The 12491-nt window shown below is 70.2% G+C and carries 13 protein-coding genes; 11 read left to right on the top strand and 2 right to left on the bottom strand.

What is annotated here, in order from left to right:
- Positions 1–161 precede the first annotated feature (161 nt).
- The 9 genes from BSY19_RS06410 to BSY19_RS06370 all read left to right on the top strand — a co-directional run bounded on the left by BSY19_RS06410 (position 162) and on the right by BSY19_RS06370 (position 9453).
- The gene (locus BSY19_RS06410; RefSeq protein ID WP_069053421.1) at positions 162–1163 is read left to right on the top strand and encodes a BMP family lipoprotein; all 1002 of its coding nucleotides are present in this window, start codon (positions 162–164) and stop codon (positions 1161–1163) included.
- A gap of 61 nt (positions 1164–1224) precedes the next feature.
- The gene (locus tag BSY19_RS06405) at positions 1225–2751 is read left to right on the top strand and encodes an ABC transporter ATP-binding protein (RefSeq protein ID WP_069053420.1); all 1527 of its coding nucleotides are present in this window, start codon (positions 1225–1227) and stop codon (positions 2749–2751) included.
- A gap of 175 nt (positions 2752–2926) precedes the next feature.
- Positions 2927–4027, top strand: coding sequence for an ABC transporter permease (locus tag BSY19_RS06400; RefSeq protein WP_069053419.1), 1101 nt, complete (start codon positions 2927–2929; stop codon positions 4025–4027).
- Positions 4028–4029: 2 nt separating this feature from the next.
- Entirely contained in the window at positions 4030–5004 is a 975-nt protein-coding gene (locus BSY19_RS06395; protein WP_069053418.1) for an ABC transporter permease, read from the top strand.
- 3 nt (positions 5005–5007) lie between these two features.
- Entirely contained in the window at positions 5008–5427 is a 420-nt protein-coding gene (locus BSY19_RS06390; RefSeq protein WP_069053417.1) for a cytidine deaminase, read from the top strand.
- Between the two features lie 178 nt (positions 5428–5605).
- Positions 5606–6418, top strand: a complete 813-nt coding sequence (locus BSY19_RS06385; protein WP_069053416.1) for a purine-nucleoside phosphorylase — start codon at positions 5606–5608, stop codon at positions 6416–6418.
- Positions 6418–7182, top strand: a complete 765-nt coding sequence (gene deoC, locus BSY19_RS06380) for a deoxyribose-phosphate aldolase (protein ID WP_069053415.1) — start codon at positions 6418–6420, stop codon at positions 7180–7182. The genes BSY19_RS06385 and deoC overlap by 1 nt, the downstream gene beginning before the upstream one ends.
- A 1-nt stretch (position 7183) precedes the next feature.
- Positions 7184–8512: a thymidine phosphorylase gene (gene deoA, locus BSY19_RS06375; protein ID WP_069053414.1), complete on the top strand. Its 1329-nt coding sequence runs from the start codon at positions 7184–7186 to the stop codon at positions 8510–8512.
- Positions 8509–9453 (top strand): 2-hydroxyacid dehydrogenase, encoded by a 945-nt coding sequence (locus BSY19_RS06370; protein ID WP_069053413.1) that lies wholly within the window; start codon positions 8509–8511, stop codon positions 9451–9453. Before deoA ends, BSY19_RS06370 begins: the two co-directional genes overlap by 4 nt.
- Here BSY19_RS06370 and BSY19_RS06365 read toward each other — a convergent pair.
- Positions 9447–10307 (bottom strand): SDR family NAD(P)-dependent oxidoreductase, encoded by an 861-nt coding sequence (locus tag BSY19_RS06365; RefSeq protein WP_442856690.1) that lies wholly within the window; start codon positions 10305–10307, stop codon positions 9447–9449. The genes BSY19_RS06370 and BSY19_RS06365 overlap by 7 nt on opposite strands.
- A gap of 240 nt (positions 10308–10547) precedes the next feature.
- Between BSY19_RS06365 and BSY19_RS06360 the strand changes: the two genes are divergently transcribed.
- The gene (locus tag BSY19_RS06360; protein WP_150129517.1) at positions 10548–11189 is read left to right on the top strand and encodes a hypothetical protein; all 642 of its coding nucleotides are present in this window, start codon (positions 10548–10550) and stop codon (positions 11187–11189) included.
- A gap of 8 nt (positions 11190–11197) precedes the next feature.
- Here BSY19_RS06360 and nth read toward each other — a convergent pair whose 3' ends face one another.
- On the bottom strand, positions 11198–11899 hold the full coding sequence (gene nth / locus BSY19_RS06355) for an endonuclease III (protein ID WP_069053411.1): 702 nt from the start codon (positions 11897–11899) through the stop codon (positions 11198–11200).
- A 20-nt stretch (positions 11900–11919) separates the two neighbouring features.
- Here nth and BSY19_RS06350 point away from each other — a divergent pair, with 20 nt between their 5' ends.
- A complete protein-coding gene (locus tag BSY19_RS06350) occupies positions 11920–12465 on the top strand; it encodes a DUF2244 domain-containing protein (RefSeq protein WP_069053410.1) in 546 nt (181 codons plus the stop codon).
- Positions 12466–12491: the final 26 nt, after the last annotated feature.

The raw sequence follows: 12491 nt of genomic DNA, 5'->3' as shown, positions 1-12491 counted from the left end.
ATCCCGCGCCGGGGGCAATCGCAACCGCCGCACTGACGACCCTTTGAAGACGCAAGTCCCGATCCGAGCTGCGGGACCCGCTTGGCCGCGCCCGAAAGCCATGCCATCGTGAGGGCCAGATGGAGCGGCCAACGCTCCCAGACATCGACAGGGGACCTCGTATGCATCTCAAAACGCTCGCGCTGGCGCTGGCCGGCGTCGCCCTCTCGGCCGTCGTCGCGATGGCGCAGACCGCGGTGAAGCCGGCCATTGTCTACGACAAGGGCGGCAAGTTCGACAAATCCTTCAACGAGGGCGTCTTCGCGGGAGCGGAGAAGTTCAAGACCGAGACCGGGGTCGAGTTCCGCGACTTCGAGCCGACCAACGACGCGCAGATCGAGCAGGCGCTGCGCCGCTTCGCCCGCGACGGCCATTCGCCGATCATTGCGGTGGGCTTCTCGCAGGCGACCGCGCTGCAGAAGGTCGCAGCCGAGTTCCCGGCGCTGAAGTTCACCATCATCGACATGGTCGTCGACCTGCCGAACGTGCAGTCGGTGGTCTTCAAGGAGCATGAGGGCTCCTATCTGGTCGGTCTGCTCGCCGGCATGGCGTCCAAGACCGGCAAGGTCGGCTTCGTTGGCGGCATGGACATCCCGCTGATCCGGAAATTCGCCTGCGGCTATGTCCAGGGCGTCAAGGCGGCCAAGAAGGACGCCGAGATCTTCCAGAACATGACCGGCTCCACGCCGGCGGCCTGGAACGACCCGGTCAAGGGCGGCGAACTCGCCAAGTCGCAGATCGACCGCGGCGCCGACGTGATCTACCACGCTGCCGGCGGCACCGGCATCGGCGTGCTGCGCGCGGCGGCCGACGCCGGCAAGCTCGGCATCGGCGTCGATTCGAACCAGAACGGCCTGCAGCCCGGCAAGGTGCTGACCTCGATGCTCAAGCGCGTCGACGTCGCCGCCTATTCCTCGTTCAAGGCGGCCCGCGACGGCAACTGGAAGGCGGGCATTTCGGTGCTCGGCCTGAAGGAGGACGGCGTCGGCTGGGCGCTGGACGACGCCAACAAGGCGCTGATCACGCCCGAGATGAAGGCCGCCGCCGACAAGGCGCGCGCCGACATCATCAGCGGCGCCGTGAAGGTCCACGACTACATGTCGGACTCGAAGTGCGCGGCGTGAGGCGGCCCGACCGTTCCCCCTCCCCCCCGTGGGGAGGGGGTTGCGTCGCGCCGACCGCACCATGACCACACCCGCCATCGCGCTGACCGGCATCTCGAAGCGGTTCGGGCCGGTGCAGGCCAACCGCGACGTGTCGCTTTCGGTCGCGTCCGGCTCGATCCACGGCATCGTCGGCGAGAACGGAGCCGGCAAGTCGACGCTGATGTCGATTCTGTACGGCTTCTACGAGGCCGATGCAGGCGAGATCGCGGTCGGCGGCCAGGCCTGCCGCATCCGCACGCCGGCGGACGCGATCGCGCTCGGCATCGGCATGGTCCACCAGCATTTCATGCTGGTGGAGACGCTGAGCGTCGTCGAGAACGTCGTGCTCGGGGCCGAGGGCGGCGCCTGGCTCAGCGGCGGCGTCAAGCGGGCACGGGCGGAGCTTTCTCGGCTCTCCGACGAATACGGGCTGGCGATCGATCCGGACGCCATCGTCGGCGATCTCTCGGTCGGGCTGCAGCAGCGCGTCGAGATCCTCAAGGCGCTCTATCGCGGCGCGCAAATCCTGATCCTCGACGAGCCCACGGCCGTGCTGACGCCGCCGGAGGCCGACCAGCTCTTTGCCCTGCTGCGGGCTCTGCGGGAGCAGGGCAAGACCGTCATCCTGATCACCCACAAGCTGCGCGAGATCATGGCGATCACGGACCGCGTCTCGGTGATGCGGCGCGGCGAGATGGTTGCGCATCTCGCGACGGCCGAGACCTCGCCGCCGGAGATCGCCGAGGCGATGGTCGGCCGGCGCGTGCTGCTGCGCGTCGAGAAGGAGGCGCGGCCGCGCGGGCCGAAGGTGCTCGAGGCGGTCGGGCTCGACATGGTCGATGCGCGCGGCGTGGCGCTGCTCTCAGGAATAGACCTGACCCTGCATGAAGGCGAGATCGTCGGCATCGCCGGCGTCGCCGGCAACGGCCAGAGCGAATTGCTCGAGGTGCTGGCCGGCCTGGCCCAGCCCTCGCGCGGCGTCATCCGGCTGAACGGCCAGGTCCTGACCTCGGCCGACCGCAATCCGGCGCGGCTGCGCAAGCTCGGCCTGATGCATGTGCCCGAAGACCGGCTGCGCACCGGTCTCGTCACCGCCTTTCCCGCCGCGGAGAACGCGATCCTCGGCTATCAGGACGATGCCGCGCTCGGCCCCGGCCCCTTCCTGTCGCCGGCGACGATCGAGGCGCGGGCGCGGGAGACCTTCGCGGCCTATGACGTGCGCCCGCCGGACCCGGACCTGAAGACGGCGAAATTCTCGGGCGGCAACCAGCAGAAGATCGTGCTCGCCCGCGAGATCGAGCGGGCGCCGAAGGTGCTGCTCGTCGGCCAGCCGACGCGCGGCGTCGATATCGGCGCGATCGAGGCCATCCACCGCCGGCTGATCGCCCTGCGCGATGCCGGCGTCGCGATCCTGCTCGTCTCGGTCGAGCTCGAGGAGGTGATGGCACTGTCGGACCGGATTCTCGCGATGTGCGGCGGGCGCATTACCGGCGAACGGCTGGCGGGCGAGGCCGACGAGCGCGATCTCGGGCTGCTGATGGCCGGCGTGACGGAGCAGGCGGCGTGATGGCAGGCACAAGCCTTCGCGAGATGGGCTCTTCCCTTCCCCCTTGTGGGGAAGGGAGAGGGATGGGGGTCGTCCCGCATGGTGAGCGCGCGCCAAGCGGAACCACCCCCACCCCCACCCCTCCCCACAAGGGGGAGGGGCTCCCGCGCCTAGACGTCGAAGCGGCGAGCCGCCGATGAGCGCCGCCCCCATCGAATTGCCGCGCTGGGCCGATACGGCGCTGGTTCCGCTGGTTTCCGTCGCGGCGGCGCTCGCGGTGTCCGGCCTCGTGGTGATCGGCATCGGCGAGAGCCCGCTGGAGGCGACCGCGCTGCTCTTGCGCGGCGCGCTCGGCTCGGCCGAGGGCATCGGCTTCACGCTCTACTACACGACGAACTTCATCTTCACGGGGCTCGCCGTCGCGGTCGCCTTCCATGCCGGGCTGTTCAACATCGGCGGCGAGGGCCAGGCGACGATCGCCGGCATCTTCGCCGCGCTGGCCTGCCTCTGGCTCGCCCCGCTGCCCGGCCTGCTCTTGGTGCCGCTCGCGATCCTGGCGGCGGCGGCGGGCGGCGCGCTCTATGGCTTCATCCCCGGCTGGCTCCAGGCGACGCGCGGCAGCCATGTCGTGATCACCACGATCATGTTCAACTTCCTGGCGGCGACGCTGACCGTCTATCTGCTGGTGGAAGTGATCGGCAAACCCGGCTCGATGCAGCCGGAGACGCCCGAATTCGCCGCCCATGCGGTCCTGACCCCGATGCACAAGCTCCTGGCGCCGCTGGGCATCACCCTGCCCTCGACGCCGCTGAACAGCGCCTTCCTGCTGGCGCTGGCGGCGCTGGTGGCGGTCTGGGCGCTGATCTTCCGCTCGCGGCTGGGTTATGCGATCCGCACCGTCGGCGCCAATCCCAGGGCCGCGGCCTATGCCGGCATTTCGCCCGCGCGCATCACCATGGTCGCCATGGCGATTTCGGGCGCGCTCGCCGGCGGGCTCGCCGTCAATGAGGTGATGGGCGTGCAGCACCGGCTGCTGCTCGATTTCACCGCCGGCTACGGTTTCGTGGGCATCGCGGTGGCGCTGATGGGGCGCGGGCACCCGGTCGGCGTGGCGCTGGCAGCGCTGCTCTTCGGCGTGCTCTACCAGGGCGGGGCGGAGCTCTCCTTCGACAAGCCGAGCATCACCCGCGACATGGTGGTGGTGATCGGCGGGGTCATCATCCTCTTCGCCGGCGCGCTCGACGGGCTGTTCCGGCGGGCGGTGGCCGTGCTGCTGCGGCCAGGGCGGGCGGCCTGACCATGGACGCGATCGCCACCTTCGCCGTCGTGCTCGACTCCGCGATCCGCCTCTCGGTGCCACTGCTCTGCGCGGCCATGGCGGGCCTCTGGTCGGAGCGGGCCGGGGTCGTCGATATCGGGCTCGAGGGCAAGATGCTGGTCGCCGCCTTCGCGGCCGCCGTCATCGCCGCGCAGAGCGGCTCGGCCTGGGCGGGGCTCGGTGCCGGCATCCTCGCCTCGGTGATGCTGTCGCTGGTCCACGGCTTTGCCGCGATCACCTGGCGCGGCAACCAGATCGTCTCCGGCGTCGCCATCAACATGCTGGCGGCGGGGCTGACCGTGATCCTCGGCAATGCCTGGTTCGGCCAGGGCGGCCGCACGCCCACGCTGGAGGGCGCCGCGCGCTTCGGCGAGATCACCCTGCCGTTTGCGCAGACGCTGCGGGAGCAGGTGCCGGGCTTTGGCCTGATCTATGACGAGGTGGTCTCGGGCCAGTCCGCGCCGGCCTATCTCGCGCTGTTGGCGGTCGTTCTGACGGCAATGGTGCTGAAGCGCACCCGCTTCGGCCTGCGGCTGCGCGCCGTCGGCGAGAACCCGGCGGCTGTCGACACCGCCGGCATCTCGGTGGCCGGGCTGCGCTATGGCGCGGTGATCATCTGCGGCGTGCTGTGCGGGCTGGGCGGGACCTATCTCGCGGTCTCGCAATCGGCCGGCTTCCTGCCGCATATGACCGCCGGCAAGGGCTTCATCGCGCTCGCCGCCGTGATCTTCGCCAATTGGCGGCCCTGGCCGGCGCTCTGGGCCTGCCTGCTCTTCGGCGGGCTCGACGCGGTGGCGATCCGTTTGCAGGGCGTGGCGCTGCCCGGCATCGGGCAGGTGCCGGTGCAGGCGATCCAGGCCCTGCCCTATCTGATGACGGTGATCCTGCTCGCCGGCTTCATCGGCAGGTCGACGCCGCCCAAGGCCGCCGGCCTGCCCTATGTGAAGGAGCGCTGAGCCATGGCTGGAAGCACCGAGGCGATCGATTTCGAGGCGCTGTTTGCTGCTGCCGCGCGGGTGCAGACCTTCGCCTACGCCCCCTATTCGCGTTTTCGCGTCGGCGCCGCGATCCTCGGCGACGACGGCGTCGTCTATCCCGGCTGCAATGTCGAGAACGCTGCCTATCCCTCCGGAAGCTGCGCCGAGCAGGGCGCGATCTCGGCGATGATCGCGGGGGGCGGCCGACGCATCCGCGCGATCCTCGTCGTCGGCGACGGGGACGAACTGGTGACGCCCTGCGGAGCCTGCCGCCAGCGCATCCGCGAATTCGCCGCGCCGGAGACGCCCGTCGCGATCGCGGGTCCCGGCGGCATCCGCCAGATGTTCTCGCTGGCGGAGCTGTTGCCCGCCTCCTTCGGACCGGACAATCTGCGCCGGTGACGCTGTTCTTTGTCGTGTGGCCGAACGCCTTTGTCTTTGACCGACGTGTTTCTGCAGCCTCATCCTGAGGAGAGGACGCAGTCCGCGTCTCGAAGGAGGCTCCACAGCGCACTGGACCATCCTTCGAGACGCCGCTACGCGGCTCCTCAGGATGAGGGCTTTAGGGGATCGTAACGGAATGAGCATCGACACCGCCTTCACGGAAGCGGCCGAAGCCGTCCGCGCCCACGGCGCGACGGCCCCGATCGACTGCGCCATCGTGCTGGGCACCGGGCTCGGCGGGCTCGCCGACCAGTTGGAGGATGCGATCCGCATTCCCTATGCCGTGATCCCCGGCTTTCCGGCGGGCGGCGTCTCCGGCCATGCGCGGCAGCTCTGCATCGGCCGGCTCGAGGGCAGGACGGTGCTGATCTATCAGGGCCGGGCGCATTACTACGAGGGCGGCGACCCGGCGGTGATGCGGGTGCCGCTCGGCATGCTCTGCGCGCTCGGGGCGCCGCCGCTGATCCTGACCAATGCTGCCGGCTCGCTGAAGCCGCAGATGCCGCCGGGCAGCCTCGCGCTGATCACCGACCACATCAATCTGAACGGGCCGAACCCCCTCGTCGGCGACGCCGGCGACGGGCGCTTCGTGCCGATGGTCGACGCCTACGACCCGTCGCTTCGGGCGGGCCTGGCGCGCGCCGCGACGGCCGAGGGGCTGTCGCTGGGCGAGGGCGTCTATATGTGGTTCTCCGGCCCGAGCTTCGAGACGCCGGCCGAGATCCGGATGGCGCAGGTGCTGGGCGCCGATCTGGTGGGCATGTCGACCGTGCCCGAGGTCATCCTGGCGCGGCGGCAGGGCTTGCGCGTCGCGGGGCTGTCGATCGTCACCAATATGGGTGCGGGCCTGCATGGCGGCGCGCCCCATCACGACGAGACCAAGGACGTGGCCGGCCGGGCGGCGGCCGACCTCGCCCGCCTGCTGCGCGCCTTTCTGAGGAGCCTGTGATGCCGGCATCCACCCTCGCGACCGCCCGGCGGGCCTTGGCCCTGCTCGACCTCACCGATCTCTCCGACAATGCCGACGAGGCGGGACTGGCTGCGCTCTGCGCGCGCGCCGTCGGTGCGCCGGGTCCGGTCGCGGCGATCTGCATCTGGCCGCGCTTCGTGGCGCAGGCGCGAACGATGCTGGGGAGAGCGCCTGTCAGGATCGCGACGGTCGTCAATTTCCCGCAAGGGGAGGCGACGGGCGCCGAGGTGCTGGCGGAGACGCAGGGCGCGGTCGCGGCGGGAGCCGACGAGATCGACCTCGTCCTGCCCTGGCGCGCCTTCCTGGCCGGCGACGCGGCGGGCGCCGAGGCCATGGTCCGCGCCGTCAGGGAGGCCTGCGAGGGCCGGACGCTGAAGGTGATCCTCGAAACCGGGGAGTATCCCGATCTCGACCGGGTCCGCGCCGCCTCCGAACTCGCCATCGCCGCGGGGGCCGATTTCATCAAGACCTCGACCGGCAAGACCACGCATTCGGCCAGCCTGCCGGCGGCCCGGACGATGCTGGAGGTCATCGCGGCGAGCGGACGGCCGCTCGGGCTGAAGCCGTCCGGCGGCATCCGCACGCTCGCGGATGCCGCCGGCTATCTGGAACTGGCGGACGCCATCATGGGGCCGGGCTGGGCAACGCCCGAGACCTTCCGCTTCGGCGCGAGCGGGCTGCACCAGGTGCTGGTCGACGCGATCGCGGGCGGGGCGTCGGGCGAGGCGAGCGGGTCCTATTGAGATGAAGCTGACGCAGGAAATCATCGCGGCCAAGCGCGACGGCGCCGAGTTGCCCGAGGCCGACATCCGCCAGATCATCGCCGGCATCAGCGACGGCGGCGTCAGCGAGGGGCAGGCCGCCGCCTTCGCCATGGCGGTGTTCTTCCGCGACATGAGCGCGAGCGAACGCGTCGCGCTGACGCTCGCCATGCGCGATTCCGGCACGGTGCTGAACTGGGACGATCTGCCGGGCCCCGCGCTCGACAAGCACTCGACCGGCGGGGTCGGCGATACGGTCAGCCTGCCGCTGGCGGCGGCGGTGGCCGCCTGCGGTGGCTATGTGCCGATGATCTCGGGACGGGGCCTCGGTCATACCGGCGGCACGCTCGACAAGCTCGACGCGGTGCCGGGCTATGTCACGCAGCCGGACAACGATCTCTTCCGCAAGGTGGTGCGAAGCGTGGGCTGCGCCATCATCGGCCAGACGGCCGATCTCGCGCCCGCCGACAAGCGGCTCTACGCCATCCGCGACGTCACCGCGACGGTCGAGGCGATTCCGCTCATCACCGCCTCGATCCTGTCCAAGAAGCTCGCGGCCGGGCTGCATGGGCTGGCGATGGATGTGAAATTCGGCTCCGGCGCCTTCCTGCCCGATCCTGCCAAGGCGCGGGCGCTGGCCGACGCGCTGGTTGGCGTCGCTAATGGCGCGGGCCTGCCGACGACGGCGCTCCTGACCGACATGGACGAGCCGCTGGCGAGCGCGGCCGGCAACGCGCTCGAAGTCGCCTATGCGCTCGACCATCTGACGGGGACACGGCGCGAGCCGCGCTTCCACGCCGTCACCGTCGCGCTCGGCGCCGAAATGCTGCTGCTCGGGCGGCTGGCTGCCGACATCGGCGACGCGACAGCGAAGATCGAGGCGGCCTTCGCCAGCGGCGCGGCGGCTGAGAGGTTCGCAAAGATGATCGCGGCGCTGGGCGGGCCGGCCGACCTGCTGGAGAAGCCGGAGCGCCATCTCGCCCGGGCGCCGATCGTGCGGCCCGTCTTTCCGGCGGCCGCTGCAACCGTCCAGGCGATCGACACGCGCGGCGTCGGGCTGGCGGTGGTGGCGCTCGGCGGCGGTCGGACCCGGCCCCAGGACGCGATCGACCCTGCCGTCGGCATCGTCGATCTCGCAGGCCTCGGCGAGGCGGTCGGCCCCGACCGGCCGCTGGGCATCGTTCATGCACGCGACGAGGCCGGCCATGCCATGGCCGAGAAGCGCTTGCGCGAGGCCTATCGCCTGGGAGACGGTGCGCCGCGGCGCGGCGTGCTGATCGCCGAACGGATCACGGAGAGTACGAACGCATGAGCCTGCTGCTGGCGATGACGGGATGGCATGTCGAGGATTGGCGCGCACGCTTCGCGGCGCTGCTGCCGGACATGCCGGTGGTGATCCTGGGCGAGCCGTTCGACCGGCGCTCGGTGCATTACGTCGCGAGCTGGAAACATCCCGAGGGCAGCCTGTCGGGCCTGCCGAATCTCGCGGCGGTGTTCTCGCTCGGCGCCGGTGTCGACCATCTCTTCGCCGATACGCGCCTGCCGGAGGTGCCGATTGCACGTGTGGTCGATCCCGACCTGACGACGCGGATGAGCGAATATGTCGTTCTGCATTGCCTGCGCTATCTGCGCCAGCAGCCTCGCTACGACCGGCAGCAGCGCGAGGCGATCTGGGACGACGACCGTAGCCAGCCGGCCGCGCGCTCGGTGCGCGTCGGCATCATGGGGATGGGCGAGCTCGGGCAGGACGCCGCCCGCAAGCTCAAGGTGGTGGGCTTCGACGTCGCCGGCTGGAGCCGCTCTCCGAAAACGGTCGAGGGCCTGACCACCTTCGCCGGCAGCGACGGCATGGTGGATTTCCTTAGCCGTACCGACATCCTCGTCAGCCTGCTGCCGCTGACGCCGGACACGCGCGGCCTGATCGACGCCAAGCTGCTCGCCGGGCTGGCCCAGGACGGGCGCCTGGGCGGGCCGTTCCTGATCAATGCCGGCCGGGGCCGGCTGCAGGTCGAGGCCGACATTCTGGCTGCGCTGGAAGCCGGCACGCTGAAGGGCGCCACGCTCGACGTGTTCGAGACCGAGCCGCTGCCAACGGAGTCACCGCTCTGGTCGCATCCGGCCGTCACCGTGACGCCGCACAATGCGGCGATGTCGGAACCGGAGGCGGTGGCGACCCTGATCGCCGCGCAGATCCGAAGGCTCGAAGCGGGTGAACCGCTGGAGCACGTCGTCGACCCCGCGCGCGGCTACTGAGCCGCGGGGGCCTTCTTGAGGAAGGTCTTGAACGCCTCGGCATGGTCGGGGTGCCAGCGTGACAGGGGCGGCCGGTTCTCGATGAGGTCGCCCATGGCCCAGGCCATCCGCTTCTCGTCGAGCGCGCGCGGCGTCTCGTTGTCCGGGCAGAGGATGTAGAAGTCGCCCTCCTCAAGCCGCTCCAGCATGAAGGCGACGGTCTCGTCCGGCGTCCAGGCGCCCGCGGGCTGGTCGAGCCGGCCCCGGGCCGTCAGCCGCGTGAAGACGAAGCCGGGGATCAGCAGATGGGCGCTGAGCCGGCACCCGGCGCGGCCGCGCAGATCGTGCTGCAGGGCCTCGGTGAAGGCCTTCGCCGCCGCCTTCGAGACATTGTAGGCCGGGTCTCCCGGCGGGGTGGTGATGCCCTGCTTCGAGCCGGTGTTGATGACGAGGCCGGGCTGGCCGCTCTCCAGCATGGCCGGCACGAAGACCTGGGTGCCATGGATGATGCCCCAGAGATTGACCGCGAGGATGCGCTGCCAGTCCTCGACCGGCGAGAACAGGGTGCTGCCGGGCTGGATGCCGGCATTGTTCATCAGCACATGCACGGCCCCGAAGCGGCCCATGACCTCGTCGCGCAGCGTCTCCAGCGCGCCGCGATCGGCGACGTCGAGCGGCCGGGCGAGCACCTGCGCGTCCGAGCCAGCGAATTCCGCCAGGGCCAAAGCGAGCGTGGTTTCGTCGCGATCGGCGAGGACGACGTTCATGCCGCGCCGGACGAAGGCGCGGGCTGCCGCGAGGCCGATGCCGGAGGCCCCGCCCGTGACGACCGCCACATGGCCGGGCGCGAGAACGTCGATCGCTGTCATCGTCATGTCGGAGCTTCCCTTGCTGTCGCGCGCAGAACCCGCAGGCCGCCGCGCCGAGAGGGGGTTCTGTCAGCCGATGCGGGCGCGATGATGGCGCCGCTCCAGGCCGGCCACCCGTGACGCAGGACGCGTATCCGAGCTGGCTGTGCAAAACGAACATGTCGCCGATCAAGCTGCGGGTTTTGAACCTTGTCGCCGCTTCGCGAGACGTTAGAAAAAGACGGAAACCTCTGCGAGCTCTTGACCATGGTCAGCTTTAGCCACCTGCCCGATCTTCGTCTCCCCGCTGCTTTGCTCATCACCGCGCTGCTGGGCGCCTGCCAGGCCACACCGCAGCTCACTCTCTCCTCGGCACCGGCCTATTCGCCGGAATGGTGCGCGGCCGCGAAGTCTCTGGCCCCGAACTCCGGCTCGAACCTGTTCGCCACCGGGCGCTGCCACGAACTCGGGATCGCCGGCTTCCCGAAGGAAGAGAACCTCTACCTGTTCTACTACACGCAAGGCGCGCGCTGGGGCAGCCTGCAGGCTGCGGAGGCTCTGGCACGGCTGGGCCAGCCCGTGCCCGATGCCGATCTCCAGGCCGAGGCCCGCGACAGGGCCGACCAGCGCCGGGCCGATGCGGCGATGGCCGCCGCGATCCGCGGCAACGTCAACCCGCCCGGCCCGCCGCGGCCCTCGCCGCTGCCGATGACGCCGACGGTGCGGATCCCCAACACCACCTTCCAGCCCACGCCGTCGCGGCCGGCGCCGTCGATGACGATCCCGACCCAGTCGACCCAGCAGCAGGGCCGGACCACGACGCAATCCCGGCGCGAATGCGTGAACGGCGTCTGCAAGACGGTGACGACCACCTGCGTCAACGGCAGCTGCAACACGACCAGCCAGTAGGTGGCCGATCAGCCGACCCTCTTGTCGGGGGAGTCGCAGAGATCGTTGAGGAGGCAGCGGCCACATTCGGGGCGCTGGGCCTTGCAGGTGTAGCGGCCGTGAAGGATGAGCCAGTGATGGGCATGGCGGCCGAATGCCGCCGGCACCGCCTTCTCCAGCCCCATCTCGACCTGCAGCACGTTCTTGCCCGGCGCGATCCGCAGCCGGTTGGCGACGCGGAAGACATGGGTGTCGACGGCGTGGGTGATCGCGCCGAAGGCGATGTTGAGCACGACATTGGCCGTCTTGCGGCCGACGCCCGGCAGGCTCTCCAACGCCTCGCGCGTCGTCGGCACCTCGCCACCGAACTCCGCGATCAGCTTCTCGCAGAGCGCGATGACGTTCTTCGCCTTGGTGCGGAAGAGGCCGATCGTCCGCACATGGTCGCGCACCACATCCTCGCCCAGCGCCAGCATCTTCTGCGGCGTGTCGGCGATCGCAAACAGCTTGCGCGTCGCCTTGTTGACGCCGACATCGGTCGCCTGCGCCGAGAGCACGACCGCGACCAGCAGGGTGAAGGCGTTGACGTAGTCGAGCTCGCCCTTGGGCTCGGGATTGGCGGCCTCGAAACGCGCGAAGATCTCGCGCACGCCGGCGGCGCTCCGGGCGCGCGGCTTCGTGATCCGCGGCGCGGCGGGGGCGCGGCGCTTGGCCCTGTTCTCCTGCATCATCGGGGCGTTATAATCACGTCATGGACCTCGGCAAGCGCCCTGCCACCGCAGCGGATGATCAGGCTTCGGCTCTGGCCGAGCGGCCTGTGTTCGACGCCACCATCACGCCGCACCGCTCGCTCGACCGCAACGCCTTCCGAATCGTGATGACGCTGGTCTGCCTCGCCGCCATCGCCTCCTCGATCCCCTTCATGGTGCTCGGCGCCTGGCCGGTGGCCGGCTTCATGGGGCTCGATGTCGTCGCGCTCTTTATCGCCTTTCAGGTGAATTTCCGGCATGCGCGCGCCTTCGAGCGCGTCGTCGTGACGCCGCTCGAGGTGCGGCTGCGGAAAGTCTCGCATCAGGGCCAGGAGGCCGTCTGGCGCTCGAACCCGGCCTGGACCAAGCTGGAGCGCCAGACCGACGAGGATTACGGCCTGCTCGGGCTCGACCTCGTTTCGCGCGGACGGCGCGTCGCCGTCGCAGCCGCTTTGTCGCCGGGCGAACGCGAAGGCTTTGCCGACGCGCTCGGACGGGCTCTGGCGACGGCGCGGCGCGGGCCGGATTACGAGCGCCTGCCACAATAGCGGTAATGACAACGTCATTGCGGCGC

The sequence above is a fragment of the Bosea sp. RAC05 genome, from assembly GCF_001713455.1.
GTDB lineage: Bacteria > Pseudomonadota > Alphaproteobacteria > Rhizobiales > Beijerinckiaceae > Allobosea.
Note: the sequence above shows the minus strand (reverse complement) of the source record. Positions and strands in the feature narration are given on the sequence as shown.